This window comes from Paraburkholderia sp. CI2 (assembly GCF_014201055.1).
Taxonomy (GTDB): domain Bacteria; phylum Pseudomonadota; class Gammaproteobacteria; order Burkholderiales; family Burkholderiaceae; genus Paraburkholderia; species Paraburkholderia tuberum.
The window spans coordinates 51,092-77,082 of the sequence record NZ_JACHDL010000033.1; the positions used below are offsets into that span (position 1 = coordinate 51,092).

Consider the following 25,991-nt stretch of genomic DNA (forward strand, 5'->3'; position numbering starts at 1 on the left):
GTCAACGCGGATACATGTTGCGACTCACAAAGCGAATCCCCGGAAAGACGCCACGCTCAATGAAGACGCGACCGCGGTCTTGCCGAGCAATTGCGCTAAAGCCTCCGGCGAGACCGCTGGGCTAAACAGGAAACCCTGGGCCACCGTGCATCCGTGACGGACCAGAAACTCGCGCTGGACGTCGAGCTCGACCCCTTCAGCGACGACGTCGAAGCTCAGCGTTTCAGCAATCGCGATGATGGCAAGCGACAGAGCTTCAAGTTCCTTGTCTCTGCCGATTTCGCAAACGAAGGCGCGATCGATCTTGATGCGGTCGACGCTAAAGCGTTTCAGATAGCTGAGGCTCGAATAACCCGTGCCGAAGTCGTCGATAGCGATGGACACACCGAGTTCGCGCAGTTCGCGAAAAGCCCGTTGCGCTTCTTCAGCGTTGCGCATCAATGTGCCCTCGGTGACTTCGAGCTCCAGCAGTTCGGCGGGCCAATGGGCATCGTCGAGTGCCGAGCGCACTACGCCTGGAAGGTCCGCCCGTTCGAGTTGAAGTGGCGAAACATTGACCGATATGCGCACGGGCGGAAGCCCCGAGCGTACCCATGCGCTCGCCTGCAGACACGCCTGCCGCAATACCCACGTGCCGATGCTCTGGATCAGACCGGTTTCTTCGGCAAGCGGGATGAAGACGGCCGGCGAGACTTCACCGAGTTCGTCGTCGTGCCACCGCAAAAGTGCCTCGGCACCGACGATGCATCCGGTTTTCATGTCGATTTGCGGCTGATACGCCAGATACAACTCATTGGCTTTCGCCGCGCGCCGCAGTCGCGTCGTGAGCCGCAACTTCTCGGCGGCCGCCCGGCTCAGCTCCGGTTCGTAGAATTGATAGCCGTTTCTCCCGCGCGATTTCGCCACGTACAACGCGGCATCGGCATTTCGCGTGAGCAGTTCCGGCTGGGCGCCGTCTTGTGGAAAAGTACTGACGCCGATGCTTGCTTCGAGATAAAGCTCGTGCTCGCCGATGCGATACGGCTCGCTCATCTCGTGAATGAGCGTGTCCAGCATTTCGGTGAGTTGCTTCGCGTCGGCCCGTTCCGCGACGATGACGAATTCATCGCCCCCGTAACGCGCGACGAAATCCGTCGCGCGCAGCAGACGCTGAAGCCTTCGCGCCACGGCCTGTAGCAGCAAATCGCCAATGCGGTGTCCGAGCGAATCGTTGACGTCCTTGAAACGATCGAGATCGAGGAACAGGACGGAAACGTTCTGACCTGTCGCTGCCGCGCGGACGAGCGACTCTGAAAGATGTTCGCCGAGCAGCACCCGGTTCGGCAGATCGGTCAGGGCGTCGTATCTGGCTTGATGCTCGAGTCTTGTGAGCGAACGACGAAGATGCGCTCCAATGCGCCCGTTCCCGTGAATCAGCGAAAGCAGCAATAAGGCCGAAGCGACGCCGCAGCTCAACAGCATGCGCGTAAACCACTTCCCATCCAACGAGGATTTGCTGACGACTAAAGCGACCTTGGCGTCGGCCGCGAGTCGTACGTCGACGACCCGCTCGAGAACGCTATAGAAATAGGCGTCGATTTCTTCGAGTCTGGGGTCGCCCACTGCCACACTGCCGGGATTTTCCGCGATCTTGCGCGCAAGACCAAAGCTCAGCTCGCTAAGTCTGCCGATCATGTCGTCCAGATCCGACAGCCTCGATATGCATTCCTGATTCTCGCTGCAGCTCTCGCGCGCGTCGCGCGTCAACGCGAGCAGTTCCAGCATCGGAAAGCTATAAGCGGCGCGGTTGTAAAGCGGCACCGTTGCGATCGAGGTGTAGAGCGTCGCATGCTCATCGAGCATGACTTGCTGAACCTGGTCGAGATCATGGCGCAGCCGCCCGGAAGCCTGGATCGTCCGAAGCGAACTGTCCTGCTCGCTGCTCTGGCGGATTGCGAGGAAGGTACTCGTCGCAATGACAGCGAGAATGGCAAGCACGGCTATGACAGTACCGGCTTTGCGCGTTGCTTCCTGTCCCAAGGCCCTTCCCTTTCCGTCAACCCGGCGCGGGCGAACACCGACCCGCCCGGATAGTGAATGTTTAGGTGGCTGCATGACTTGCCTTAGGGCGCTCCGGATCTGCCTGTAACGGCGCGCGATGGGTCTGCTTATCCGCCTTATCGATCGGCAAATTCCACGCGGTTGCGCCCGCTTCGCTTGGCGCGGTACAGAGCCGCATCGGCGAGGCCATATGCGGTGTCGAAACAGGTTCCGACCTCGTTGATGCTGACGCCAAAGCTGGCCGTGATGCGGCGCTCGACGGGTGGAACGACCAGCGAGTCACCGATGGCTTCTCGCATGCGCTCGGCAAGAATGGCACCGCTGGCCGGTTCATGACCGGGCAGCAGGACGGTGAACTCCTCACCGCCCACTCGCCCGATGAAGCCTTGTTCCCCGACGATTCTGCGCAGACAATCGACGACCCCCGAAATGACCGCGTCTCCGGTGGGGTGGCCGTAGTCGTCGTTGATCCGCTTGAATTCGTCGATGTCGAGGATGATCATCACCGCGCTGCTGATGCGCAAGACCTTGGTGGTCCGTTCGATCACGGCACTGCGGTTCAGTACGCCCGTCAACGCGTCGTGCGATGCGCGATACGCCAACTGCTGGGCCAGCGCCTGCATCTCGCGTTCGGCCCGGTCGCTGCGGCCGATCAGGCGCCGTGTCTCGCGCATCAGGCGCTGGAAGTGCTCGATCAGTTCGCCCAACGACTGGCGATACTCCGCGGGGTCCGCATCGATGATCGAATGCATGGCCCGAGCCTTTGCCAGCGCGGTGCTCTCGTTCTGGAACAGATCGGGTGCGCCACCCGAGGACACGTCAAGGGAAGAGGTCGAACGCACTTTACTTCCCCTGCTGCGCAATGGGACGATCGGTGAACTCGATCGCGCGGAAATCGGCTTTCAGTTCTTCGCCGAATTCGGCAATGGTCTCGTCTTCCTCGTCGCGATACCAGTTCATCGACACCCGGCTTCCCGATTCCGCCGCTTGATCGAGCGCGTCGAAGATGCTGAACAGCATTTTGGTACTCGAGCTATTGAAGTACGTCAGCGCGACGTCGATGGTGATCTCGGCCCCGGCGTTCGCGGCGAGGTATTTGCGCATCTGCTCGATGATCGGCGCGTAAAAGGCGGCTGCGTTTTCGGGGTAAGACTCTCCCCTGATCGACAACGCGTGCTGGTCGAAGCGAAAATCGACTTCGGGCGACGTCGTCGTCGCGGGGATGTGTAGGTTTTCCATTGTTCGTGTGCCTTCCTGCTCAGATGATGGCCGTGAGGCAAAACAGCGTGGTGCCCGGTTCGTCGGCACGCGGATGAAAAGCGAATTCAAGCGGCGCGCTCGCATCGCGCGCCATCGTCAGGAAGCCGAGCCCGGCGCCCTTGCTGTCTTTCGGAGCGTCGGTGCGCAATGAAACCTTGTACGCTTGCTTGATTTCTTCGAGTGACATGTTGCGCAGAGGCTCCAACCTGCTTCGCAGGTCCTCGACTTCGGCGGTCGCGATGGGATTGACGCACAACATTACGTGATGTTCGCCGTGCCTGGAGATGCACACCGCGCCCTCGCGTATCTCGCCTGCCCGTTCGCCACCGGGCTCCAGCGCGTTCGACGAGTAATGAACGATGTTCTGTGCCAGCTCGATAAAGGACGAGAAGAGTTTGCGGCGAGTAGGACCGCTGACGCCGGCGACTTCGAGCTGCAGTTTCACGACTTCGCCCATCGACGCGACGATGTTATGGGAGAAGTAGCCCTTGTGATAGAAGAGCACGTTGCGCCGCTGCGCGAGTTCGAAAAAGGCGCTGTCTTGTTCTAGTAGTTGGGACATTCTGGGAATTCACTAAATGCGGGCACAGAAAAGCGTGACGTCGTCACGGCGCGGTTGCTTGCCTTGCCACTCCGCGAGCGCGAGCCGGACGCGCTCGCAAATCGTCGCTGGAGTTTCGGCGCGGTTTTCGAGTATCAGGTCGAGCGCACGGCGCCGGCCGAAAGAAATGTTGCGCGGGCCGCCGATCTGATCGGTGAGGCCGTCGGTATAGATGAACAGCAGGCTGCCCGCCGTGACCGGAATCGAACGCAAGCTCCACGCATAGTCGGCGCGACTATCCACATAACCGACACCCATGCGGTCGGCGTCGATCGTTTCAAACTCCGCGGCATCGGGCGACAGGATGTGCAGAGCGATCCTCGCGCCGGCAAAATGCAGCACGCTCTGCGTGGCGTCGAACCAGAAGAGTGCGGTATCCAGACCGTCGTTGGATTGGGTTCCTTCGTCGGCACTGTTCACTTGCCCAAGCAAGCCCTTGACGTTTTGATTGACGGCCGCCAGTAGCGCGGCGGGGTCGCGCGGACCGATGTGTTCGAGCGCCTTCGACAGTGACGCCGAAGCAAGCAAGGTCATGAAGGCGCCCGGTACGCCATGTCCGGTGCAATCGGCAACAGCGCCAAACCAGCCGGTCGGAAAGGCCGCGAAATGATAGAAGTCGCCGCCGACGACGTCGCGAGGTTCCCAGACCATCGCCGCGTCGCGCAGCTTCATCGACAGGGTCTCGCTGGAAGCACGCAACATGGCGCGCTGTATCACGCTGGCGTACTCGATACTCTGCATGATCTGGCGGTTCTTCTCCGCCTGCATTTCCGCGACCGCACTGATAAGCTGCAGACCACTGCCGAGACCCGAGAAGAGTCCGTCACGTGTCACGATGAAACCATCGACCAGCGCTTTTTCTCCGGCCTCGACGGTCCTGAACGTCAGCGCTTCGATGCTCACGTCGGCGTCGACGATGAGCGGTTCCTTGTCCATGAACGCGATGCAACTCTTCTTGTCGTAAAGCTCTCGATGGAACGGCTTGCTCATTTGCGACATGAAGATATCGCGGTTGATCAGGCCGATGGGACGGTGGTCGTCGATGACAGCGAGACTCTGCATGTCGCGGCGCGCCGAGAAGATCTCCATGACCACGGAGTTGGGATCTTCAACGTCTACGGATGGAACTTCCTGGCACAAGTCTCCGGCAGTGCGCGGATTACCCTGTGCGGAAGAACGGCGAAATCTCGAGAACGCAGCATGCATGGAGACGCCAGTCGATGTGTGAAGAAACCTCGCACGCTAAGGTTTCTCTATGTACATTATGTGACAGAGGGGAGGCGATCCGCTCTATTGGCGCGAGATTAGAAAACTAGCGGTCACGCAAAGGTTTGCGTGACCGACATCAGTAAAAATTGCGATCTGCGAGGTTGCGCAAATGCAACGCCGCCGAATCCGTTATTGAAACGGGTTCTGTACGATACCCGGTTTAGCATCCGGCTCGTCCTGCACCTTTGCCGGTAAATCCTTCTGCGCCTGCAGGCTCGCGACGATCGCATCGAGCGCTTCCTTCAACGCGAGCGCCGCCTTCAGTCCGCGTTGATCGCGCGTCAATTCGAGCGTGCCGTTCAGCACGACACGCGTCGTGCCATTGCTGAGCGTGAGCGCATCGCCTTGAATGTTGAGCACGTCGTCATCGTTCGAATAGGGCTTAAACACCTTTCAGTCCTCCTGGCCGCTGGTCCTTGAGGTTGTCCGGAATGCCCGGAAAGCGGATGCCCGACATCGCTTCGAGTTCGTGAATCGTGTGGATGTCGTAGCGGTTGGTCGCTACATTATCAACCACGACTGCGAAGGCCAGTTGACGCGACGGCACGTAGACGACCTTGTACAACTGGCTGGGCACGAACACGCGCGTCGGTCCGATCGTCTGCAATTGCTGGCCGGTGAACAGCGGTCCGGTGACGACGTACGTGTCGTCGTAGGCGAGTGCGATCTTGCGCACGGCGGTTTCGATGCGTGCCCACAATCGTTGGTTGTTCTGACGATTTTGCGGCACGATGTTCGCGAGCGAGAACGATTGCGCCATCGCCTCGTCGTTCCACCGATTACCCGCCGGACTCATATGACCGCGATCGAAGCCGCTGCGTTTGTAGTCGGCGAGTGTCGCGCCTTCGCCTTCGGGCAGACGCGCGTCTTCGAAGAACTTGTTGGTGCGCACCATGTCCTTCGCTTCTTCGATGTGCTCACGCGTCAGATGCTCGGCAGACCACAGCGGACCGTGCGTGATACCCGAATGCAGCACCGCGAAATCGCTATAACAAAGCAGGCGCGTTTTCGGCGCCATCTTCTGATTGGTGAGGACGGGCCATTGCGCATTCGGCGTGAATCCGGTGCAGGAAGGCGCCGCGCTCGCATGAGCGGCGACGGCGAGTAATAGACAGGCAAGCCACTTCTTCATGTGTCGGTGGTTCGATGAACGGGGACGCAAGTATAGCGTCGTGGCCCGCAGCGAGCGACTGCACAATGCGAATCGAAGGAAGGGAATCGGAAACGGCAGAGGCGGCGTGCGCCGGACAAAAAAGTGGGCCGCTTTGCAGCGACCCGAATGCGTGGACTTCCGAATCTACGCACGCAATCTTAAGAATGTCTTAAGGCTTTGCGATATCGCGGCACGTTATGTTCGATTGCGCACGAACAGATTTACGCGTACGAACAGTGCTCGTGCAATGAGCCGGAAGTTTCGACCGGAAAAGAGAAGCGCGACGAATCGCGCCAGAACTTAATTACCGAACACGCTGTTTTCAGCGTGCACTTTTTGACGATCCACCGCCTGCAAACGCCAGTAGCCGCTAGCCGCCTTGCGTGTTGGCAGCGCGGTCCATGCAGCGGCGCCTTGCGCGGCGCTCACTCGCTCCTTGCGATCGACGTGCAGACCGCGCAACGTACAAAGCGGCGCGTCGGCGCTCGGTGCGCACAGCGTGGTCACGCCGTTTTCGTCGCGCAGTTCGCCCCATGGGGGCAGGTCGATCCCTTGATGCGCTTCTCTCGACCACCGATGTTCATCGGTATCGAGCCAGAGCACAGCGTAATCATGGCTTACGGTGGGATCGGAACCGTTAATCAGGATGGTCAGCCGCATATCAGTTCCGTTCATAAATTGCGAAGCGCTTTATCAGTCTAGGCGGCGCGGCGCTTTATGCAAGACAAAGGCATGACGTGCGAATGGAAAATCAGGTCGCCAAAAGGTGTGGCGAGGTACGGTGAATCCTTACTGCGCCGCGGCGTAAGCGATATGCATGCAGTAACGACCACATGCAGACCGCGAGCCGCGACAAATCAACGCAGCCGAGAGGCGCTCAAGCGAGATCGAGCGAAGCGGTCAGATCGCCGAGCGGCGCGAGTCCGTTGCTTGCGAATGCCTTGTCGCGCGCGACCACGCCATCGAGTGGCGCGAGTCCATGCACACGGTTAATGAAACGCAGAATCGAGTTCGTGTCGTACACCGTGTGATCGACATAAGCCTTCTTCGCCAGCGGCGAGATCACGAGCGCGGGAACGCGCGAACCCGGACCCCAGCGATCGCCGATCGGCGGCGCGACGTGGTCCCACCAACCGCCGTTCTCGTCGACGGTGACGATCACGACCGTGTTCTGCCATTGCGGGCCGCGCTGGATGTGCTCGATCAGCGTCGCGATGTGACGGTCGCCCGAGGCGACGTCCGCATAGCCCGCGTGCATGTTCAGGTCGCCCTGCGGTTTATAGAACGTCACGGTCGGCAAACGTCCCGCGTCGATGTCGGCAATCAGGCGATTGGTCGACGCGTCGTTACCCATGCCGCCGTCGCGCAGATAGCGGCGGCGCGCGGCGGTGCCCGGCGCGTAATTGGCGAAGTAGTTAAACGGCTGATGGTGGTACTGGAAGTCGGGCATCGACCCCGTATCGCGATGATCGAGCGCGAATTGCCACGCGCCGCTGTACCACGCCCAGTCGATGCCCTTGCCGGTCAGCCGGTCGCCGATCGTCGCGTAATTCTGCGGCGGCATCACCCGCGGGTTCGACGGATCTGCGAAAGCCGGGTCGCCGCCTTCGGCCGGACGCACGCTGCTCGGCTGATACGGCGGCGCCATCGTGTTGACTGCGTAGCCGTCGGCGGTGAAAGCGCCGTCATTGACGAACTTCGGCGGACCGTCGAGCGCCGACGCAGGCGAATTGGGCGCGAGCTTCAAACGGGTGCCGGTCGGATCCTCGCCTTCCACGACCGACACCATCTTCTTCGCCGGACTATTGTGGATGTCCGGATAGTAGGGCGCCTGCGCCGAGATCAGGAAGATATGGTTCAGCCATGAGCCGCCGAAGGCGGCCATGAAGAAGTTGTCGCACAGCGTGTACCGCTGCGCGAGATTCCACAGACGCAGCGTGTCGGCGGAATTGCGGTAGTGCCCCATCACAAGGCCGCCGGAATCGCCCCACGCGGCGAACTGGTTGTTGCGCCCCGCGTTGATCTGCATCTGGTTCTGATAGAAGCGATGGATGAGGTCGCGCGTGATCACGCCGGTCGGCAGCGGCGCGCCGTGCGCATCGACGATGCGGAACGGCCGGTTGTGCAGATGATCGAGATCCTTTTCGCCGATCATGTAGCGCTTGCCGTCCACTTCCTGCGCCTGCGGCACGAGCCCGCCCCAGATGGCCGGCAGCCGCGGCAGCGGCGTCTTGCCATCGCGGTCGAGCTGGACGTATTGCTCGGCGGTGACCGCGTCGAGCGGATGCTGGACGCCCGGGTAGTTGCTGTACAGGTTCGCGAAGCTGCGATTCTCCGCGTAGATCACCACGATGTTCTTCACCTGATCGTGCAGCGCGGCGTCGAGCCGCAAGTCGGCGGCGCTGCGCGGCGGCCCGTTGCCCGCGAGTCCCTCGCCTGTTTTGCAGCCGGTCAGCGCAAGGCCGAGGCCGACCGCCGCGAGACCGGTCAGTACGCGCCGGCGTTCGGGATCGTCGGGGGCGTCGTTGGTGTTATCGATTGAATCGGGGTTGTCCAGTTTCGGCGGCAGGTGAGGATCGTGGTCGGTCATCGGTGAGTTCCGAAGGAGACGTGACGGTCGCATCGGCGCCGCTCGAAGCGGCGCGCGCGACACCGGTTACGGGTCCGCCGAGGGCGGCAGGCCTCGCAGCTTTACGGCAGCCGACGCTTGACGCGCCAACTGTGATGCGTGGCATCGACGGCCAATAGTAGCCAGTGCCGTGCGTCGATCGGATGACGTTTTTGCGTCGCATAACGGTCGACGGTCAATTCGAGTTCGTCATGTGCGCGCCGATGGCAGGTGGCGTGCGCACCGGAACCGTCCGCGAATTCGACGCGCGCCTCGGCGACGTTTGACGCGCAGGCCGGCTCGGGAAGATTCGCGATGCGCACCGCGCAGCCCGGATAAAGATGCGAGTCGGCAACCTGAATCTGGACCGCGTTGGACATGACGTGGCCTCCTACGCTTGGGCGGCGCGAGCGAGCGGCTGGAATACACCGCGCCGCCGGACCGGATCAAAGCATAGCACCCCGCATGGCCGATTCGCCGCATGCTTCGCGCTATCAACCTGAATTGAACCCGATGAACCGCATAGAGACGGCAGCCAAGATGGCAAAAGAAGAGCAGACAGGAGTGGGACGCAGGCAGGCCAAACCGCGTGCGGCAGTGTATGAACGGTGCGCGCGAGAGCGCGGCGCTTGGCTATGCGGTCAGCGAGGCGTCGTTCGAGCGGGGGATTTCGGTGGTGAGCGCGCCGGTGCGTGACCAGAGCGGTAAGATCGCCGCCGCGTTGACGGTGACGATCCCGCGTTCGGATATCGGCGAGACCGCCGAGCGCGAGCCGCTGATCATCGCCGTATGCCAGGCGGCGCTGGAGCTGTCCGAGCGCCTGAGCTATCGCCCGAGGCAGGACGATCCGACCGCGATGCAGGCGCGCCGCAGATCGATTGCCGCGCATTGAGTGCGCGCTGACTTCACGGCGCAACTACTTCAAATACTTATTTCATATCTGTCGGCGAGTCCTGCTGCATTGCACAGCCGGACTCGCCGTGTCACGTCGTCAAAATCATCAGAACGGCGATCTTCGCGCCGGCGATCGTGTCGAAGACGATGATCGGCGGCAACCTGGAAGTGGCGTTCTATATCCTCGCCGCCGTGCCGTTCCTCGCGGCGGTCGCGGTGCACTTCCTCGGTATCGAAACCAAGGGCAAGGTGCTGGAGCAGCTCGAGGCTTGACCGGGACTGCGTGATAACCGTTTGAGCAGTAAAACGAAAGGCGCACCGGGTGGTGCGCCTTTCGTCTTTGATGAGCCTTGATGAAGCGCTGAGCGCTAAAGCGCTTTGCGATAAACCACGAAGCCGGACTTATCCGCGACCTTGTCATAGAGCTGCATCGCGGTGTGATTCGTCTCGTGCGTCTGCCAGTAGACGCATTGCGCGCCGTCGGCTTTTGCTCGCGCATAGACGGCCTCGATCAGCGCACGGCCGACACCCTTGCCGCGCTCGCTATCGAGCGTGTACAGGTCCTGCAGATAGCAGATCGGCCCCGCCATGGTCGTATGACGGTGATAGAGAAAATGCACGATGCCCTGCAATTGCCCGGCGCGTTCCGCGACGAATGCATGCATCGGCTCGTAGCCATCGAAAAAGCGATTCCACGTGATTTGCGTGATCTCGCGCGGCAACGCGGTCTCGCCCGAGCGGCCATAAAACGCGTTGTAGGCGTCCCATAGCGGCAACCATGCATCGAAATCGTCACGGGTGACGGCGCGAATCTGCAGCGGGGCGGACATGTGGACGGTTCCTTTGGAAAGCTGTGGAACCGCCAGCATAAAAAATTTGCGACGCGATTGTTAGCTCCACCATGCTCGCAACATCTGGAGCCACGACGCGTGCGACAGCGCGATGAGCCGACGCATTACCGCATGCCGCGAGTCAGTGCTCGCGATGTTGCTTGTGACGCAGCTCGTTGCGGACCTTCTTCGCGGCGAACAGCGGCACGTAGTCGAACACGCGCGCCTCGTTCCGGAATTCGGCGAGCGTATCGGCGTACATGCGCGACACCGTTTCTGCCGGCGTGTCGGTTTCCTCGGCGATGCTTCGGACCACTTCGTCTACATTCGGCTCAGGCTGGGACATGGTCTCTCTCCGGGTAGGACGGCAGGCTGGATGGACGGTAGGAGTCCATTACAGGATGCGAATCGCGAGCGCGCCAATTGAATCGACCTATCGTTCGACTGATTTCACAAAGATTTTTTTCTTGCGCTGCGGCAAGCGCCCATGCGGTGAGGCCGTGTGGAAAATCAACTGGCTGCGCGGTGGTGAATACCCGGGAAACGCACAGGGCTAAGCGACCGTCGTCTCTACCTCTGCACTTTCTGCGCTACATGCGCGATCCGGTCGCGCACGACGCCGATCGCCTGCTTCAGCGCGTAAACATCCTGAAAGTAGCGGTACGGAATTCGGATCTGACTAGCGTTCGCGTCGATGCTTTCAATCTCCTCACTCCATTGTGCGATCTGCGCGCGAGACGGCTCGGCGTTCTTCCACACTTCGTCCTCGAGCGCCTTGATCGCGCGGTACCACACGAACAGGCGTTTCTTCATCCGCGCTTCGAGCATGCCCGGCAGCGCCTGCGCGAGGCCGATCAGCAGCGCGAGGAACGGCACCAGAATCAGCAGCCGCCGTTCGATCAGACTCGCGAGCCAGAACGGCAGGTAGCGATACAGAAACGGCCGGCCCGATTTGAAGTACCGCACGCTTTCGTCGGAGATCGGGAATTCTTCGGTGTTCAGGTTGGGGAACGTGCCGAGCGGCGTGAAGTAGTCCTCGCCGCCGTGCACCGTGCGCGCCGCGTCGAGCAGCAGATAGACGAGCGCCGGATGCAGCGTGTCCTTCGACACGAGCAGCGCCGTCGCCGCGAGCAGCGTGACGTCGCTGCGCGGCAGATCGTCGGCGACGCTCGTCGAGGCACGCGGCAAGACGATCTTCGACAGCGACGGGAATTTTTGCGCCAGTGCGTCGGCCTGCGCGAAGCTCATCAGCTTCAGGTTGCTGGTGAGCAGCGTGTGCTGCATGTCGGCGTCGGGCCGGCCAATGAAGAATGCCGCGTCGACCTGACCGCTTTCGAGCCCCTGGTATGCGGCATTCGCGTCCATCTGCAGCAGCGTCGAGTTCTGACTCGTGACGCCGCTATAGCCGAGCAGCACCTGCGAGACGTTGAGCAACCCGCTGCCTGGCACGCCCATCGAAATGCGCTTGCCGCGCAGTTGCGACAGCCGGTCGATCGTCGCATCGCCGCGATAGAACACCCAGATCGGTTCGTACGACACGGCGGCGATGGTTTGCAGATTGTCCGTGTCATTCGGACTGGTCGTGCCCGACTGGATGAAGCCGACCTGATAGGCGCTGTTCGGGTCCGCGAGCCGCTGGTAGTTTTCGACCGAGCCCGACGAGCTACGGATGTCGAGCTTGATGCCTTCGCGCTTGAGCAGCGGCGCGTAGCGATCGGCGAAGCCGCGATAGATGCCGCCGTCCGCACCGGTGGTGATGACGATCGTGCGCTGGAACGCGGGCTCGAGCACGAGCGCGAGCATCCAGCCGAATGCGGCGATGAGCACGATCGCGCCGACGATCAGAAGACGCCGGCGCCGCCGCGTCATCGGGGTTGTCGGGCTGCGGGACAGCGCGGGGTCTGGTCTCGGCATCGTTACCCGGTTTGGTCAGGTCCGGCCTTGGTGACTAATGGGATGGAGGCGGTCTCTATTTCCTCAACTTTACGATATCAGGGGGGTTTATTGGATAGTCAGTGATGTGCATTGAAAAGGTCTGGCTGACACTGTCATCGGGGCACAGGTCGGTTGGCCCTGATGTCGAAGATTCCGGTAACAACGCCGTTGCTGCCGCCTCTGGCATTTTGAACGATGTATTCCTGCTTGACCCTGGCAAAAGAGAGGCGAACCTGTTCGTGTTGTGCGGTCATCTCTACGCCCGTGATGAATACATCGTTCATGGTGAGCCTGAGGAAATCGAGGGGGCTGCCACCCGCCCTGCGCATGGTAAGAACCGCTTTCGAAACGTGCGTGCCGGTCAGGCAATAGGACATCAGGCTCGGACTCGCCCGGTCGACGTTGTGGAAGAACACGAGGTCGTCGACCGAGGCTTTGCTGACGCCGCTTCCTGGTCCGGACATCATGGAGAGCCGCTGTGCCATCTTCCATGTCCAGTTGATCACCTCGATTTCGTCCGGGTGTGCCGCGTCCTGCGACTCGCCCGTAATCCCGTCGATTTTTATGAAAACGTCATTTGACATCAAGGCGACACCTCTTTCTAACAAAAAGCACGGACCCGCCCCACGAGAGCCCCCAGCATAGTAGGAAACTGACTGCGAGCAGCAGCGTAACCACCACGTCCTCTTCGCCCTCCACACCGACGGCGCCAACGAGCTTGAAGAGGGGGCGAAGGATTTCTAACGTGGATTCGCTGCCAACCCAGCGCGCAAGCGGGTCGATTGTCGACAACGCAAGGCAGACTGGGACAGTCAGCACGAAGGCCGTAAAAATCCGCAGGGCAGTTTTCATTGCACAAGTACCGTACCGTAGTACTGCAGTGTGGTGCCGGGTATCTTCCGGGTTGGGTGCGACAGCAAGAACGAGCGTAAGCGATCGAACTGGGACTGGTCCGTGACCGTGATGCATCCCTCACTTTCTCCCCAGCGACCGGTCGGATGCAGGCGGAAGTTGCCTCGCTTCACGCCATTGATAAATGTCCAATCGTCAATCACGCCGTCGTTTCGATAAAGCGCGAACCAGGTCGAATGATCGACATCGGACCATGCGTCCTTGACAAGGTCATACAGCCATCCCAGATGACCGCCACTCTGTCGGTCTACGATGTAGTACAGGCCTTGCGGAAGCGGACCGCTTTCGGCGACCGCTGTATCTGCGGGGTTGTTGACATGGGCTGGTTTGCCCGAAAAAGCAGACACGTTGCCAAAGCCTTTGCAGGTCAATACAGAGATGAGTCGACGGTTAAGCGTGAAATAGCACTCGGCGGGCATGGTTTACACATCGAAAAGGCGTTCACTCCGTGGTGGCGACGGAAGCGAGAAGACGGGTGACTCGAGGTAACGTTCGTGACACCGTCAGCTTCGGCGAAGACGGAACCATGCTCAATCAGACGACTCGGAAAGCGAGGCAAAATTGGGCCGACGTGCTGCTCGCTCTTTTGATGACATCACGAGTGCGCACGATCGCTGTGCTGCACTACGCCCCCACCCCCACCTCACCCCCCAACTCCCGCGCAATAAACTCCACGAACGCGCGAATACGATTCGACATCTGATGCCGCGGCGAATACACCGCGAAGATATCCGCATTCGGTGTGTCGTGATCGGGCAGCAACTGGACGAGCGATCCTTCCGTCAGATACTGCCGGATGTCCCATTCCGCGCGCATCAGGATGCCGTGTCCTCCGAGCGCCCATTTGACGGCGATCTCGCCGTCGTTGGTGGTCAGCGTGCCCTTGATCCGCACCGCCTCGGTCTTGCGCGCGGCGCCGCGTCCCGAGGTCAGCCGCCACACGCCGTACGCTTCGTCGCCCTGACGAATGCCGATGCAGTTGTGGCGCGTGAGATCGTGCGCCGTGAGCGGCATGCCGTGCGCCGCGAGATACGACGGCGCCGCGCACAGCAGACGCCGGTTCGGCGCAAGCCGGCGCGCGACCACGCGGGTATCGGGCGGCTCGCCGAAGCGGATGCAGACGTCGAAGCTGTCGTCGGTAAGCGGCGGGGGCGTGACCGACAACTGCAGTTGAACCGACACCTGCGGATACCGCGCGACGAAGCGCGAGATCGCCGGTCCGACATGGCTGCGCCCGAAGCCGAGCGTCGCGTTCACGCGCAGCAAGCCCTTCGGTGTCTTCTTCGCCGAGCCGAGCAGTTCGGCCAGTTCGTCGATCTCGTCGAGAATCCGTCGCGCGCGCTCGAGGTATAGCTCGCCTTCGGGCGTCAGCATCATGCGGCGCGTCGTGCGGTTCACGAGCGCGACGCCCGCGCGCTGCTCCATCTGGGTCAGGCGCTTGCTGACGGCCGCCGCGGTCAGCCCCAGTTCGCGTGCGGCCGCGCTGAGGCTGCCGCTCGCGGCGAGCGTCGAGAAAAAGCCCAGATCGGCTGGCTGGACGGTGTCGCGCATCGTCTTTTCCGCGCCTTCGCATTTGTGAATGCAAGTTAAAGATGCTTTGAGTTTAGCACCGGTTTTTACCCGTGGGATCGAGCTAGAGTCCACTCACGCCATTCCCCAAGCACAGGACGGAGACATGAAGACCTATCGCATCGCAACCATCCCCGGCGACGGCATCGGCAAGGAGGTCGTGCCGGCCGGCGCGCAGGTGCTCGAGGCGCTCGCGAAGACCACGCGCGCCTTCACGTTCGAGTTCGAGAACTTCGACTGGGGCGGCGACTACTATCGTCAACACGGCGTGATGATGCCGGCCAACGGGCTCGACGCGATCCGCAACAAAGATGCGATCCTGTTCGGCTCGGCGGGCGACAAGGACATTCCCGATCACATCACGCTGTGGGGTCTGCGACTGAAAATCTGCCAGGGCTTCGACCAATACGCGAACGTGCGCCCGACGCGCATCCTGCCCGGCATCGACGCACCGCTGAAGTACTGCAAGCCCGAGGATCTGAACTGGGTGATCGTCCGCGAAAATTCGGAGGGTGAATATTCGGGCGTCGGCGGCCGCGTGCATCAGGGCCATCCGATCGAAGCCGCGACCGACGTGTCGATCATGACGCGCGCCGGCGTCGAGCGCATCATGCGCTTCGCGTTCCGCCTCGCGCAGTCGCGTCCGCGCAAGCTGTTGACCGTGATCACGAAGAGCAACGCGCAGCGTCATGCGATGGTGATGTGGGACGAGATCGCGCTCGAAATCTCGAAGGAGTTTCCGGACGTCACGTGGGACAAGGAACTCGTCGACGCGGCGACCGCGCGCATGGTCAATCGTCCCGCGACGCTCGACACGATCGTCGCCACCAATCTGCACGCCGATATTCTCAGCGACCTCGCGGCCGCGCTCGCCGGCAGCCTCGGCATCGCGCCGACCGGCAACATCGATCCGGAGCGCCGCTATCCGTCGATGTTCGAGCCGATCCACGGCTCCGCGTTCGACATCATGGGCAAGGGGCTCGCGAATCCGGTCGGCACGTTCTGGTCGATCGTGATGCTGCTCGAACACCTCGGCGAATTCGACGCGGCCAGGCGCGTGATGCAGGCCGTCGAAGCGGTGACCGCGAACAAAACGCTGCACACGCGCGACCTCGGCGGCACGGCCACGACCGCGCAGGTGACGGCGGCCGCGTGCGCGTTCATCGAGCAGGCGGCGACGCCCGCGGCGAACGCGGCTTGAGCGCCGGCTTCGCGCGAACTGAACCGGACTGAGCGGAACCGCGCGCAAATCAGGCGCGCGGTCTACGCCCCGGCCACGACGTGGCCGGCACACAACCTTGACTCGACTAGCTCGGCCCAACGTCGGCCGGCGCGAGGCTCGCGCGCGGTCAATAGCCGCGCGCCGCAGGAGGAGACAATGACTTCGGAACTCGAAAGCCGGGTGTCCCGCAAGCTGATGCGGCGGATCATCCCGTTCGTCATGCTGTTGTACTTCGTGAGCTTTCTCGATCGCGTGAATGTGGGCTTCGCCGCGTTGTCGATGAACAAGGCGATCGGTCTTTCGCCGACCGCGTTCGGCCTCGGCGGCGGGCTCTTTTTCATCGGCTATTTTCTGTTCGAAGTGCCGTCGAACCTGATCCTGCACAAGGTCGGCGCGCGGCGCTGGATTGCTCGCGTGATGGTGTCGTGGGGGCTCGTGTCGCTCGCGTCGGCGTTCGTCGTCGGGCCGAACAGTTTCTACGCGCTGCGCTTCATTCTCGGCGTCGCGGAAGCGGGCTTCTTTCCCGGCATCATCCTGTATCTGAGCCTGTGGTTTCCGGCGCGGCAGCGTGCGGTCGCGGCGGCATGGTTCATGGCCGCCGCGCCGATCTCGACTGCGATCGGCTCGCCGATTTCCGGCGCGATCATGAAACTGCCGCCGATTGCCGGACTCGTCGACTGGCAAATGCTCTACATACTCGAAGCATTGCCCGCGATCATTCTCGGCTTCTGCGTGCTCAGGTATCTGACCGACAAGCCCGCGCAAGCCGAGTGGCTGCAGCCCGAAGAGCGCGACTGGCTGATCGCGAGGCTGAAGCTCGAAGCCGACGCGCGGCACGCGCATGCGGGCCACACGGCCGGCGCGCTCAGCGCGTTGCGCGATCCGCGCGTGCTCGCGCTCGCGCTGATCTACTTCGGCACCTCGGCGGGACTTTATACGCTCGGCTTGTGGGCGCCGCTGATCATCCGCCAATACGGTTTCGGCACGTTCGAAACCGGGCTGCTTGCCGGTGTGCCGAGCGTGCTCGCGGTGATCGCGATGGTGCTATGGGCGAAGCACTCGGATCGCACCGACGAACGTACGTGGCACGTCGTGATTCCGTGCGCGCTTGCGTGCCTCGGCTTCGTGTTCGCCGGTAATGCGACCACCGCGTTGATGATCGTGCTTGCGCTCGTCGTCGTGAACGTCGGAATCAGCGCCGCGAAGGCGCCGCTGTGGGCGATGCCGAGCATGTTCCTGTCGGGCGCCGGGGCGGCGGCGGGCATTGCCATGATCAACTCGATCGGCAATCTCGGCGGCTTCGTCGGGCCGTTTGCGATCGGCTGGCTCAAGCACGTGACGGGCGGCTATACGGCAGGGCTTTATGTGGTCGGGGCGACGTTGGCGGTGTCGGCGGTCGTGACGCTGATGTTGAGCCGGCAGACGAAGTCTGCACCTGCCGCGGTGGGCGAACGGCACGGGCATTCGAACGCGCGCAGATAGCAGAGCTTGCGCGTCAGGTCCAGCAGGTAATGGGGCCGACGCTCGAGGTCTAATACACGCTAGCGATAATCCGCCGCGCCTTTGTCCGACATTACCGGTCTCCCGGCCTATACTGAACCGTGCGGCGCACCATTCGCGCTGCTGACTCACAAAGTCACCTCTGTGCGGATTTCCGCGCGAACGCTTTGCGCGTGTCCGCCGACACCTCGCTGCAAATCCAGCCCGGTGCAGCAACTCTCAATGCGAATGTCGGTCTCCGGCGTGCCACCTCCGCGCGCTGATCGAACACCGACGCCAGCCCGCCACCTTTTCGAAGGACGATTGGTCCTAACCGGCCTATCGTCCGTCCTCCGCTCGTTGCATGAGCAGGAATGGCTACGCATGGCTTACGCATGGCTGTATCTGTCAGATCGCTGTAAATGATGTTTTCTCTTAACTTGGGATGTCGAAAGACGGTGCGTACCTGCGCACCTCATTTGATTACAAGGAGACGAACATGAATAGCAAGCGTTTAAGCATGTTGTCGGCAACGGCTATTGCCCTTCTTTCGCTCAATGGTGCGGCTCACGCCGGCAGCGCATGTTCAGCCTCTCTGCTGAACGGCGCATACGGTTTCAGTGCCGTGGGGCAGGTCATCGGACTGATCGACTCAGCGGGGGTGCATCAATTTGTGACCCAATTGGCGCTTAACAATGTCTCCCTGGTGACGTTCGACGGTTCCAAACATTTCACGCGAATTGACGTCGGCACGATCAATGGTGCGCCGAAGAACGGAGTGACCAGTTTCACCGGGGCCCAGAGTGGCGCCTACACCGTGAACCCCGATTGCACCGGAACGATGACTATCAAATACGACAGCGGGGTGGTGCTAGGCCTTGAAATAGTTGTGACCGATGACGCCAGATTGATCAAGGCCATCATCATCAGCGAGACGGTGCCGTCAGTCGGCCCGACCGTCGATGCCGTGAACTGTACTACGACTTCTTGTAGCGAAGCAGTGCAGGTCAGCCTTGAGGGGCGCAAGGTAGAGGCCTTCGGCTTCCGTCATTAGTCTGCGGGAGGGGCGTGACGTCTCACTCGGTGTCGGCAGACACGTGCAGAAGGAGGCTCCAGCGCAAGCTTCGAACGATGATCTGCTACGGCGTCTTCGATTCGCCGCCCACCACCGGCGGCAGCGTCGATCAAACCGCGGGCAATGCGCTCGCGCTGCAGGTCGCGCAACAATCGTCGGTATTGCTGAAGAACGCGGTGGCGAGCGGCGATTCGCAGCCGGTGCTGCCGTTGAACGCGGCGGGGCTGTCGTCGATCGTGGTGATCGGCGGTCACGCGGATGCGGGCGTGCTGTCGGGCGGCGGCTCGGGCGCGGTGCCGGCGGCCGCGGGCAACGCGGTGTCCGGTTGCGTGTCGCCGTCGCCGCTGTTGAGCACCTGCGCGACGTGGTACAAGTCGGCACCGCTGGCCGCGATCCAGGCGAAGGCGCCGAACGCGAGCGTGACCTTCGTCGACGGCACGAACGCGGCGGCAGCGGCGACCGCCGCCGCGAAGGCGGATGTGGCGATCGTGTTCGCGACGCAATGGGAAAGCGAGGGCGCGGATCTGCCGAGCCTGAGCCTGCCGAGCAATACGACTGACAGCTATAACCAGAGCTACGATCAGAACGCGCTGATCAGCGCGGTCGCGGCGCAAGCGAAGCGCGTGATCGTCGTGCTCGAGAACGGCAGCCCGGTCCTGATGCCGTGGCTATCCAACGTGCACGGCGTGCTCGAAGCGTGGTATCCGGGGGTGCAGGGCGGCCAGGCGATTGCCGATCTGCTGTTCGGCGCCGTGAACCCGTCCGGCAAATTGCCGATCACGTTCCCGATGCAGGACGCGGATCTTCCGCAACCGACGATCTCGGCCACCGATACCACCGTTACCTAAAGCGAAGGGCTCTTCATGGGTTATCGCTGGTATGACGGCAAGCAGATCGCGCCGCTGTTCCCGTTCGGTTATGGGCTGTCCTACACGAGCTACAGCTACTCGGGCCTCAACGCGCAAGTGGATGCGAGCGGCAACGTGAAGGTGACCTTTACCGTCAAGAATACGGGCTCGCGCGCGGGCGCGGAAATCGCCGAAGTTTATGCCGCGTTGCCGAGCGGTCTGGGCGAACCGCCGAAGCGTCTGGTCGGCTGGCAAAAGGTCGCGCTGCAGGCGGGGGAGTCGCAGCAGGTCAGCGTATCGATTGCACCGAAGCTGCTGTCGACGTGGGACGCGACCAACCACGTGTGGAAGCTCAACGGCGGCGTCTATCAGATGATCGCGGGGGCTTCTTCGCGCGATCCGAATGCGTTGACGGCGTCGGTGACGATCGCGGGGCATTGAGCGCTGAGGTTTTGAACTGGAAAGCCTGGTAGCGGGGTACGGGGTCGAGCGCCGTATCCCGCCGGCACGCGTTCGGCATGTCAGTGGCCGGGCAGACGATAAGCGAACTCGTACGAATGCGCGCCGTCGACGATGTCGATCCTGAACTCGCCTTCAATGCCGCTCAGCTCGCCCGTGCCTGAATCCGGCACGACCGTCACCGCCAGCGCCGCTGCGCCGCGATTCATCACGCCGATATGCTGCAGCACGAACGTGCCCTGCTTGCCCGCCAGCGTGCCAGTGACCTGTTCGAGCGCGACATAGCCGGCCGAGCCTTTGACGTTCGTCATCGCGCTCAGCATTTGCCCTTGGGTGGTCGCGGCGAGATCGCCGGAGATCTGCTTGTCGATCGACATGCGGCCGAGCTTCGATTCGGCCTCCGCGTTTTCGAACGGCATCGGTTGAAGGGAGACGATGAAGGTGCCTATTGCGACGTGGTGAGTCATCGGAATTTCCTCCTGGCTTGAACGGGCGACGGCGAAGCGGCGAAACGAAACGTGACCCTTCCGAACCGTAGCACACGTCGCTGTCAGGGCGCTGCACGCGCAGTGCCGTCGCTCGTGCCGAACGCGTCCGCGAACTCGCACTTCAACCACGCGAGCGCCGGATCCTGGTCGTGCGCCGCGGCCCACATCAGCGAAACCTCGTAGCCCGGCACCTCGAATGGCAGCGGACTCAGCGCGAGACCGAGCGTATCGCGCCAGACGCGGCCGATGAACTCCGGCACCGTCGCGATCGCCGCCGTGCGTTGCACGATGAACGGACTGGTCGCGAAGTTCGAGCTCGAAAACACGACGTCGCGCTTCAGTCCCTGCATCTCGAGTCGTTCATCGATGAAGCCGCGCAGCTCGGCGCTGAACGAAGTCAGCACGTGGCGGTGGCGCAGAAACTCGTCCATCGACAAATGCTTGCGGCGCGTCCTGACGAGCCGGGGGTTGTAGACGCTCACGAAGCGCCATGAAAACAGCGGCGTGAGTCGCTGCCACGGCACGCATTCGCGGAATACACCGACCGCGAGTTCGATCGCGCCATCGTCGAGCATCGCGGCGGCGCGCGTCGAATCTGTGGAGCGCGCGATCAGCTTCACGCCGCGTGCGGTGTCGGCGAGGCGCGCAATGATCTCGGGCATCAGCAGCAGTTCGAGCGAATCGCTGAGGCCGATGCGGAACACGCGCTGCGCGCGGGCCGGATCGAAGACGGACGGCTGCGTGAGCGCCTGATGCAGCGATTGCAGGAACGGCTCGATCTGCCGCGCGAGTTCGAGCGCGCGCGGCGTCGGCGTCATGCCTTGCGGCGTGCGCACGAACAACTCGTCGCCGAAGGTCTCGCGCAAGCGCTTGAGCGCGCCGCTGACGGCCGGTTGCCCAAGAAACAGCCGCTGCGCGGCCCGCGTGACGCTGCGCTCTTCCAGCAGCGCGCGGAAGGTCAGCAGCAGGTTCAGGTCGAAGCGCCGAAAATCATTTTCAATGATGTTGGCCATGACATTAAACGATTTGAGTGATGGGCTCGCACCGCGCATTCTACTGCCACGGGTCTTCCGTTCACACTCAGGAGCAATGACATGGACTGGCAAAATCAGAAGGTCGTGGTGCTAGGTGGCTCGTCGGGCATTGGGCTCGCGATGGTGAAGCGGCTCGTGGCGGCTGGCGCGAGCGTCGTCGCGGTGGGGCGCGACCGCGCCAAACTGGACGATGCGCTGATTGGCATCGGTGGACAGGTGACGAGCGAGGCGCTCGATTGCGCCGATCGCGCGGCGCTCGAACACTTTTTCGGCGGCCTCGGCCGGGTCGATCATCTGGTGATGACGCTGTCGGGCGGCGAAGGCGCGGGGCCGTTTGCCGAACTGGATCTGGCCGCGCTGCGGCGTGGCTTCGAGGCCAAGTTCTGGCCGCAGCTCGAAGCCGCGCAGACCGCGCTACCCACGCTGCGTCGCGACGGCAGCCTGACGTTTCTGACCGCGATTTCGGCGCGCATCGCGAATCCGGGCACGGCGGGTCTGGGTGCGATCAACGGCGCGCTCGAAAGCATGATCGGCACGCTGGCGCGCGAGCTTGCGCCGCTGCGCGTGAACGCGGTGTCGCCGGGTGTGATCGATACGCCGTGGTGGGACAGATTTCCCGCGAGCGTGAAGAGTGAGCTGTTTCGGCAGCAGAGCGAAACGTTACCGGTGCGGCGCGTCGGGCAGGCCGACGATGTCGCGCACGCGCTGCAGTTTCTGCTGGAGAACACGTTTATGACGGGGGCGGTGATCGAGTGTGATGGCGGCTTGCGGCTACTGTGAAGCACGGGCGCGGGAATGCGTGGTCAGGCGTTCTTCGCCCGCTGAACGCGAACCGGCAGAAACATCGCCGCCGCGAAGCACAACAAATGCAGCCCGGCCAGAAGCACGAACGTCGGCAGAAAGCGGCCGGGCTGTGCACCCGAAACACCGTGCAACGTCGACGCCATCACCATCGAAAGCAGCGTCGTCGCGAACGGACCGCCCACTCTCTGCGCGATGTTCAACGCAGTATTCGCAACCGCGAGCCTTTCTCTCCCGATCGACGAATACGCGGCCGAGATCGACGGCACGCTGATCGTCCCCTGACCGACGCCCGCAAAGAACAGACCGACCGCGGCCCATCCGGCGGAGAACGAATCAACGCTCAGCCACAGAAACACGAGCGTGCTCAGAAACGCCAGCAGTGCGCCGCTCGCCGCGAGCGCGCGGCAGCCGAGCCGCTCGGTCAACCATCCGAGCAGCGGAAACGAGCACATCATGCCGACGCCGGTTGCCGCGAGCAGGCCGCCCGCGTGCGCGGCCGACAAACCGCAGCCCGCGATCAGAAAAAGCGGCACGGCGAGCTGCCGTCCATACATGATCCCGTTCGCGAAGAACTGGGCGAGTGCGGCGACCGAGAACGTACGTGTCGCAAACATGCGCACGTCGATCAGCGCGGTATGGCCTTTGCGCGCCGCGTACAGCACGAAGCCGGCGAGAAACGCGACGCCCGCGAGCAGACACGCCAAGCCCACCGCTCGCGACGCGTCCTGAAGTCCATAGACAAGCGCGACGAGCCCAGGGGAGATCAACGCAAAGCCGGTGAAATCGAACGGTCGCTTCTGCGACTCGGCGGCATCGCGCGGCAGCAGCAACACCGCCGTCGCGACGCCGAAAGCGCCCACCGGAACATTGATGAAGAACAGCCAGGGCCAGCTCGCGTGCGCGAGCACGAGGCCGGCCAGCACCGGGCCGAGAATCGGACCGAGCAGAATGGGTAGCGCGGTGTAGCCCATCACCCGCTCGAGGTTCTTGCCGGCCACGCGTCCGATCATCATTTGTGCCATCGGCGCGAGCACACCGGCAACGAGGCCCTGGAAGATGCGCGCGCCGATCAGCTCGCCGATCGTCTGCGCCGCGCCGCACAGCATCGACGCTATCGTGAACGTCGAAAAGCAGAACAGGTACAGCCGCTTCGCGCCGATGCGGTCGACCAGCCAGCCGTTGAGCGGCAACATCAACGCCATCGCGAGCAGGTAGCCGCTGACGATCCACTGCGCGGTAGCGATCGACGCATCGAGCGTATGGCCGATCGCCGACAGCGACACGTTGACCAGCGTCGAGTCCATCTGCGACATGAACGAGCCGATCGACACGACCGCCGCGACTTGCCACACGGTCGGATCGATCCGCGTGGAAGCGGATGCGGAGGCGTGCTCGCGCATGCCGTTCATCGGTCCGCGCGTGTACAGATGAAGGTCTGGCGTTCGGTCGAGCTCATGTGCCGGCTCACGCCGCCTTGCCGCTCGCGCTCGCCGCGGCCGCAGGCTGTACCTGCTCGAGATGGCGCAGCAGCTTCGTCACCATCACGACGACGACGAACGCGAGGACCACGAAGAACAGCGCGAGCGGTGTGAGCACCTGTACCGACACGAAGCCGGCCAACCCCATCATCGCCGATGAAACCAGCAGCAGCGCGCAGCCGAGAATCGCGCTCGTCAGACCCGCGATGTGCGGGAACAGCGAGTTGCCCTTCGCCATCAGCGTCGGATACATTGCGCCGGCGCAGAAGCCCATCACGAGCACAGGCGTCGCGAGCGTCCACACGCGCAGACCGACCGTCAGCGCGAGCAGCAGCATCGCAAGCGACGCGGCCGCCATCAGCCGTGCGCCGATGCGCAGCCGCTGCTCGGCGCTCGGCAGACCCGGACCGTGCAGGCGATTCGACAGACCGCCAAGAAAGTACATCATGCCGATGCCGAGCGCGAGGTAGCCGAAGAAGGTCGGCGGCTTGTGCAGCGTGGTCTGCACCATGAACGGCCCGACGATGTTGAACACCAGCAGGATGCTGTAGCACAGGCCCTGCGCGAGGAAGCAGCTCTGGAACACGGGGCTCGCGAGCACTTTGCGCGCGTTCGCGGTCAGCGTGCGCGGTTCGAGATGGACGGGCTTCGGCAAGGTCTCGCGATAACGCCACAGCAGCGCCCACATCACCAGCGAATAGATCAGCAGAAACACGAGGCACGCGCGCCAGCCGAACGCGGTCTGCAGATGCGCGCCGATCACCGGCGCGACGATCGGCGCGAGCCCCCACGCGATCGACATGTACGTGAACGCATGCAGCAAGGCCTGACCCGCGAACGAATCGGTGATGATCGCCTTCGCCAGCAGGTTCGTGCTCGCGATGCCGAAGCCCTGCAGTGCGCGGGCGAGGATGAACGTCTCGAGATTGGGCGCCGCGAGCGACAGCAGGCAGCCTACCGTGTAGACCGTCAGACCGAACGCGAGCACGCGCTTGCGGCCATACGCGTCGGCGATCGGACCGAAGATCAGCTGACCGAACGCGTAGGCGGCCATGTAGCCGGTGACGCTGGTCTGGATCGCTTGCGGCGAGGTGCCGAAGTAGCGCGCCATCGCGGGCAGCGCGGGCACGTAGATGTCGATGGCGAGCTGTCCGGCGGACGCGAACAGGCAGATCAGGAATAGCAGGAAGCGCGGCGAGTTCGGGGCGGAGTCGGCGGAAGCGGGGTGGTCGGCGGTGGCGTGGCTCATGGGTGCATCGAAAGGGAACACTGGCGGCGCGGGCATCGGTGCGTTCGGATATCGAACGGAAAAGGCGCGAATGCCCCCGGCATTATCGCCGGGTATTGTGCCCGTGGTATGGCAGGAAGTGGGATAGTCCCTGGCGGGGGTGTGGGATGGCGCGGCCGACGAGCGCGCTATCCCGGCGCAACGAGGCTCAGTTCGCGCAGTCCTCGATCGACCGCAGCAACGCGCCCTGGTCTGCCGGGTCCTGGAAGAACGCGACGAAGCTCGCATGCTCGTCGTTTGCGATGCGGCCGGAGCAGTCCTTGCCTTTGAGCGGGGGGCGAGACGCCGTCCAGATCATCGCCGTCACGGCGAAGGCCAGCACGACGCCTGTAAAGACGAGCCCGAGCAGTAACGACCTGGCGTCGTCCGATATTGCGTCTAGCCGATGCGAAGCCTCCCGCGGCTCGCAACTTCTGGTTTGACGACGGAATGGTTCAGCGCGGCGGGGCAGCACCCCACGCCGCGCATCCAGCTCAACTACTCGGATGCGATCAAGAGTCTCGTCGCAGCGGGATACGGCGCCGCGCTGCTGCCGCAGGAACCGAGCCGCTCGTCGGCCGACGCGCGCATCGTCACACGTGCGCTGCGCCCTGCGTTATGGCGACAGCTGGGCCTGGCCTTTCGCGCGGGTACCGTGGAGCGTCCGACTCAGTATGTGCTCGACGTATTGCGGAGTTTGCGGTTGAGCTAGCGGGCTGTGTTACGTCGCCGACGCTTTCCGCCTCTCCTGCTCCTTGCGATAAAG

At 62.7% G+C, this 25,991-nt stretch carries 27 protein-coding genes and 4 pseudogenes; 9 read left to right on the forward strand and 22 right to left on the reverse strand.

Translation table 11 applies throughout. The annotated features are described in order from the left end of the window. Positions 1–24: 24 nt before the first annotated feature. Positions 25–1,842, reverse strand: a complete 1,818-nt coding sequence (locus tag HDG32_RS31930; RefSeq protein WP_260336668.1) for a bifunctional diguanylate cyclase/phosphodiesterase — start codon at positions 1,840–1,842, stop codon at positions 25–27. Between HDG32_RS31930 and HDG32_RS36825 the strand changes: the two genes are divergently transcribed. Next, positions 1,828–2,073, forward strand: a complete 246-nt coding sequence (locus HDG32_RS36825) for a hypothetical protein (protein ID WP_260336669.1) — start codon at positions 1,828–1,830, stop codon at positions 2,071–2,073. The two genes, HDG32_RS31930 and HDG32_RS36825, sit on opposite strands and share 15 nt — an antisense overlap. 83 nt (positions 2,074–2,156) lie before the next feature. Here the strand turns inward: HDG32_RS36825 and HDG32_RS31935 are convergent, their stop codons facing one another. The 9 genes from HDG32_RS31935 to HDG32_RS31975 all read right to left on the reverse strand — a co-directional run bounded on the left by HDG32_RS31935 (position 2,157) and on the right by HDG32_RS31975 (position 9,311). Continuing rightward, positions 2,157–2,882, reverse strand: coding sequence for a GGDEF domain-containing protein (locus tag HDG32_RS31935; protein WP_184073471.1), 726 nt, complete (start codon positions 2,880–2,882; stop codon positions 2,157–2,159). Position 2,883: 1 nt separating this feature from the next. Continuing rightward, on the reverse strand, positions 2,884–3,279 hold the full coding sequence (locus HDG32_RS31940; protein WP_090808074.1) for a DUF1987 domain-containing protein: 396 nt from the start codon (positions 3,277–3,279) through the stop codon (positions 2,884–2,886). A 19-nt stretch (positions 3,280–3,298) separates the two neighbouring features. Continuing rightward, positions 3,299–3,862: a SiaB family protein kinase gene (locus HDG32_RS31945; protein WP_184073473.1), complete on the reverse strand. Its 564-nt coding sequence runs from the start codon at positions 3,860–3,862 to the stop codon at positions 3,299–3,301. Positions 3,863–3,874: 12 nt separating this feature from the next. Beyond that, positions 3,875–4,990, reverse strand: coding sequence for a SpoIIE family protein phosphatase (locus HDG32_RS31950; protein ID WP_184073475.1), 1,116 nt, complete (start codon positions 4,988–4,990; stop codon positions 3,875–3,877). Positions 4,991–5,299: 309 nt separating this feature from the next. Next, positions 5,300–5,560, reverse strand: a complete 261-nt coding sequence (locus HDG32_RS31955; protein WP_184057752.1) for a hypothetical protein — start codon at positions 5,558–5,560, stop codon at positions 5,300–5,302. After that, the gene (locus HDG32_RS31960; protein WP_184073477.1) at positions 5,553–6,302 is read right to left on the reverse strand and encodes a DNA/RNA non-specific endonuclease; all 750 of its coding nucleotides are present in this window, start codon (positions 6,300–6,302) and stop codon (positions 5,553–5,555) included. The genes HDG32_RS31955 and HDG32_RS31960 overlap by 8 nt, the downstream gene beginning before the upstream one ends. Before the next feature lie 321 nt (positions 6,303–6,623). Continuing rightward, on the reverse strand, positions 6,624–6,983 hold the full coding sequence (locus tag HDG32_RS31965; RefSeq protein ID WP_184073479.1) for a DUF3564 domain-containing protein: 360 nt from the start codon (positions 6,981–6,983) through the stop codon (positions 6,624–6,626). A gap of 217 nt (positions 6,984–7,200) precedes the next feature. Beyond that, positions 7,201–8,913, reverse strand: a complete 1,713-nt coding sequence (locus HDG32_RS31970; RefSeq protein WP_184073481.1) for an acid phosphatase — start codon at positions 8,911–8,913, stop codon at positions 7,201–7,203. A gap of 101 nt (positions 8,914–9,014) precedes the next feature. Beyond that, positions 9,015–9,311 carry a hypothetical protein gene (locus HDG32_RS31975; RefSeq protein WP_184030734.1) on the reverse strand — a complete coding sequence of 99 codons (297 nt, stop codon included), beginning with the start codon at positions 9,309–9,311 and terminating at the stop codon, positions 9,015–9,017. Between the two features lie 230 nt (positions 9,312–9,541). On the opposite strand from HDG32_RS31975, the pseudogene HDG32_RS31980 reads away from it, so the two are divergent. Both HDG32_RS31980 and HDG32_RS31985 read left to right on the forward strand, forming a co-directional pair. After that, positions 9,542–9,823, forward strand: a pseudogene (locus HDG32_RS31980) (IclR family transcriptional regulator C-terminal domain-containing protein); the annotation flags it as partial. Between the two features lie 116 nt (positions 9,824–9,939). Next, a pseudogene (locus tag HDG32_RS31985) lies at positions 9,940–10,098 on the forward strand (MFS transporter); the annotation flags it as partial. A gap of 95 nt (positions 10,099–10,193) precedes the next feature. On the opposite strand, the gene HDG32_RS31990 reads toward HDG32_RS31985, so the two are convergent. The 7 genes from HDG32_RS31990 to HDG32_RS32020 form a co-directional block, all read right to left on the reverse strand. Then, positions 10,194–10,655 carry a GNAT family N-acetyltransferase gene (locus HDG32_RS31990; RefSeq protein ID WP_184073483.1) on the reverse strand — a complete coding sequence of 154 codons (462 nt, stop codon included), beginning with the start codon at positions 10,653–10,655 and terminating at the stop codon, positions 10,194–10,196. Between the two features lie 142 nt (positions 10,656–10,797). After that, the gene (locus HDG32_RS31995) at positions 10,798–11,001 is read right to left on the reverse strand and encodes a DUF3562 domain-containing protein (RefSeq protein ID WP_184030727.1); all 204 of its coding nucleotides are present in this window, start codon (positions 10,999–11,001) and stop codon (positions 10,798–10,800) included. A 224-nt stretch (positions 11,002–11,225) separates the two neighbouring features. Further along, entirely contained in the window at positions 11,226–12,524 is a 1,299-nt protein-coding gene (locus HDG32_RS32000; protein ID WP_184073485.1) for a TAXI family TRAP transporter solute-binding subunit, read from the reverse strand. A 179-nt stretch (positions 12,525–12,703) separates the two neighbouring features. Further along, positions 12,704–13,174 carry a type VI secretion system tube protein Hcp gene (locus tag HDG32_RS32005; RefSeq protein WP_184073487.1) on the reverse strand — a complete coding sequence of 157 codons (471 nt, stop codon included), beginning with the start codon at positions 13,172–13,174 and terminating at the stop codon, positions 12,704–12,706. Continuing rightward, complete coding sequence (locus HDG32_RS32010) at positions 13,164–13,442, reverse strand: hypothetical protein (RefSeq protein WP_184030723.1); 279 nt, start codon at positions 13,440–13,442, stop codon at positions 13,164–13,166. The genes HDG32_RS32005 and HDG32_RS32010 overlap by 11 nt, the downstream gene beginning before the upstream one ends. Further along, on the reverse strand, positions 13,439–13,921 hold the full coding sequence (locus tag HDG32_RS32015; protein ID WP_184073489.1) for a DUF2778 domain-containing protein: 483 nt from the start codon (positions 13,919–13,921) through the stop codon (positions 13,439–13,441). The genes HDG32_RS32010 and HDG32_RS32015 overlap by 4 nt, the downstream gene beginning before the upstream one ends. Before the next feature lie 205 nt (positions 13,922–14,126). Next, the gene (locus HDG32_RS32020) at positions 14,127–15,053 is read right to left on the reverse strand and encodes a LysR substrate-binding domain-containing protein (RefSeq protein WP_184073491.1); all 927 of its coding nucleotides are present in this window, start codon (positions 15,051–15,053) and stop codon (positions 14,127–14,129) included. Between the two features lie 124 nt (positions 15,054–15,177). Here HDG32_RS32020 and HDG32_RS32025 point away from each other — a divergent pair, with 124 nt between their 5' ends. The 4 genes and pseudogenes from HDG32_RS32025 to HDG32_RS32040 form a co-directional block, all read left to right on the forward strand. Continuing rightward, entirely contained in the window at positions 15,178–16,272 is a 1,095-nt protein-coding gene (locus HDG32_RS32025; RefSeq protein ID WP_184073493.1) for a tartrate dehydrogenase, read from the forward strand. Between the two features lie 177 nt (positions 16,273–16,449). Then, positions 16,450–17,775 (forward strand): MFS transporter, encoded by a 1,326-nt coding sequence (locus HDG32_RS32030; protein ID WP_184073495.1) that lies wholly within the window; start codon positions 16,450–16,452, stop codon positions 17,773–17,775. A gap of 496 nt (positions 17,776–18,271) precedes the next feature. Then, entirely contained in the window at positions 18,272–18,826 is a 555-nt protein-coding gene (locus tag HDG32_RS32035; protein ID WP_184073497.1) for a hypothetical protein, read from the forward strand. Between the two features lie 26 nt (positions 18,827–18,852). Beyond that, a pseudogene (locus HDG32_RS32040) lies at positions 18,853–20,136 on the forward strand (glycoside hydrolase family 3 C-terminal domain-containing protein); the annotation flags it as partial. Positions 20,137–20,216: 80 nt separating this feature from the next. Here HDG32_RS32040 and HDG32_RS32045 read toward each other — a convergent pair. Together HDG32_RS32045 and HDG32_RS32050 are read right to left on the reverse strand one after the other, a co-directional pair. After that, on the reverse strand, positions 20,217–20,621 hold the full coding sequence (locus HDG32_RS32045) for a DUF3224 domain-containing protein (protein ID WP_184073499.1): 405 nt from the start codon (positions 20,619–20,621) through the stop codon (positions 20,217–20,219). Between the two features lie 83 nt (positions 20,622–20,704). Then, on the reverse strand, positions 20,705–21,655 hold the full coding sequence (locus HDG32_RS32050) for a LysR family transcriptional regulator (RefSeq protein WP_184073500.1): 951 nt from the start codon (positions 21,653–21,655) through the stop codon (positions 20,705–20,707). Between the two features lie 81 nt (positions 21,656–21,736). Between HDG32_RS32050 and HDG32_RS32055 the strand changes: the two genes are divergently transcribed. Beyond that, positions 21,737–22,456, forward strand: coding sequence for an SDR family oxidoreductase (locus HDG32_RS32055; RefSeq protein ID WP_184073502.1), 720 nt, complete (start codon positions 21,737–21,739; stop codon positions 22,454–22,456). A gap of 23 nt (positions 22,457–22,479) precedes the next feature. Here the strand turns inward: HDG32_RS32055 and HDG32_RS32060 are convergent, their stop codons facing one another. The 3 genes from HDG32_RS32060 to HDG32_RS32070 form a co-directional block, all read right to left on the reverse strand. Further along, positions 22,480–23,889: a DHA2 family efflux MFS transporter permease subunit gene (locus HDG32_RS32060; RefSeq protein ID WP_184073504.1), complete on the reverse strand. Its 1,410-nt coding sequence runs from the start codon at positions 23,887–23,889 to the stop codon at positions 22,480–22,482. Between the two features lie 55 nt (positions 23,890–23,944). Further along, positions 23,945–25,207, reverse strand: coding sequence for a multidrug effflux MFS transporter (locus HDG32_RS32065; RefSeq protein WP_184073506.1), 1,263 nt, complete (start codon positions 25,205–25,207; stop codon positions 23,945–23,947). Positions 25,208–25,394: 187 nt separating this feature from the next. Beyond that, positions 25,395–25,568: a hypothetical protein gene (locus HDG32_RS32070; protein ID WP_184073508.1), complete on the reverse strand. Its 174-nt coding sequence runs from the start codon at positions 25,566–25,568 to the stop codon at positions 25,395–25,397. A 90-nt stretch (positions 25,569–25,658) separates the two neighbouring features. On the opposite strand from HDG32_RS32070, the pseudogene HDG32_RS32075 reads away from it, so the two are divergent. After that, positions 25,659–25,937 (forward strand): annotated as a pseudogene (locus HDG32_RS32075) (LysR family transcriptional regulator substrate-binding protein); the annotation flags it as partial. Positions 25,938–25,991: the final 54 nt, after the last annotated feature.

Coding starts and splice junctions, on each gene's coding strand:
- HDG32_RS32055 (WP_184073502.1), top strand. CDS start 21,737: ATGGACTGGCAAAATCAGAAGGTCGTGGTGCTAGGTGGCTCGTCGGGC.
- HDG32_RS31950 (WP_184073475.1), bottom strand. CDS start 4,990: ATGGAGATCTTCTCGGCGCGCCGCGACATGCAGAGTCTCGCTGTCATC.
- HDG32_RS32065 (WP_184073506.1), bottom strand. CDS start 25,207: ATGAGCCACGCCACCGCCGACCACCCCGCTTCCGCCGACTCCGCCCCG.
- HDG32_RS32035 (WP_184073497.1), top strand. CDS start 18,272: ATGAATAGCAAGCGTTTAAGCATGTTGTCGGCAACGGCTATTGCCCTT.
- HDG32_RS32010 (WP_184030723.1), bottom strand. CDS start 13,442: ATGAAAACTGCCCTGCGGATTTTTACGGCCTTCGTGCTGACTGTCCCA.
- HDG32_RS31965 (WP_184073479.1), bottom strand. CDS start 6,983: ATGCGGCTGACCATCCTGATTAACGGTTCCGATCCCACCGTAAGCCAT.
- HDG32_RS32020 (WP_184073491.1), bottom strand. CDS start 15,053: ATGCGCGACACCGTCCAGCCAGCCGATCTGGGCTTTTTCTCGACGCTC.
- HDG32_RS31975 (WP_184030734.1), bottom strand. CDS start 9,311: ATGTCCAACGCGGTCCAGATTCAGGTTGCCGACTCGCATCTTTATCCG.
- HDG32_RS32060 (WP_184073504.1), bottom strand. CDS start 23,889: ATGAACGGCATGCGCGAGCACGCCTCCGCATCCGCTTCCACGCGGATC.
- HDG32_RS32005 (WP_184073487.1), bottom strand. CDS start 13,174: ATGTCAAATGACGTTTTCATAAAAATCGACGGGATTACGGGCGAGTCG.
- HDG32_RS36825 (WP_260336669.1), top strand. CDS start 1,828: ATGCTCATCGAGCATGACTTGCTGAACCTGGTCGAGATCATGGCGCAG.
- HDG32_RS32025 (WP_184073493.1), top strand. CDS start 15,178: ATGAAGACCTATCGCATCGCAACCATCCCCGGCGACGGCATCGGCAAG.
- HDG32_RS31995 (WP_184030727.1), bottom strand. CDS start 11,001: ATGTCCCAGCCTGAGCCGAATGTAGACGAAGTGGTCCGAAGCATCGCC.
- HDG32_RS31945 (WP_184073473.1), bottom strand. CDS start 3,862: ATGTCCCAACTACTAGAACAAGACAGCGCCTTTTTCGAACTCGCGCAG.
- HDG32_RS31990 (WP_184073483.1), bottom strand. CDS start 10,655: ATGTCCGCCCCGCTGCAGATTCGCGCCGTCACCCGTGACGATTTCGAT.
- HDG32_RS32045 (WP_184073499.1), bottom strand. CDS start 20,621: ATGACTCACCACGTCGCAATAGGCACCTTCATCGTCTCCCTTCAACCG.
- HDG32_RS31930 (WP_260336668.1), bottom strand. CDS start 1,842: ATGCTCGATGAGCATGCGACGCTCTACACCTCGATCGCAACGGTGCCG.
- HDG32_RS32015 (WP_184073489.1), bottom strand. CDS start 13,921: ATGCCCGCCGAGTGCTATTTCACGCTTAACCGTCGACTCATCTCTGTA.
- HDG32_RS31940 (WP_090808074.1), bottom strand. CDS start 3,279: ATGGAAAACCTACACATCCCCGCGACGACGACGTCGCCCGAAGTCGAT.
- HDG32_RS31970 (WP_184073481.1), bottom strand. CDS start 8,913: ATGACCGACCACGATCCTCACCTGCCGCCGAAACTGGACAACCCCGAT.
- HDG32_RS31960 (WP_184073477.1), bottom strand. CDS start 6,302: ATGAAGAAGTGGCTTGCCTGTCTATTACTCGCCGTCGCCGCTCATGCG.
- HDG32_RS32030 (WP_184073495.1), top strand. CDS start 16,450: ATGACTTCGGAACTCGAAAGCCGGGTGTCCCGCAAGCTGATGCGGCGG.
- HDG32_RS32000 (WP_184073485.1), bottom strand. CDS start 12,524: ATGACGCGGCGGCGCCGGCGTCTTCTGATCGTCGGCGCGATCGTGCTC.
- HDG32_RS32050 (WP_184073500.1), bottom strand. CDS start 21,655: ATGGCCAACATCATTGAAAATGATTTTCGGCGCTTCGACCTGAACCTG.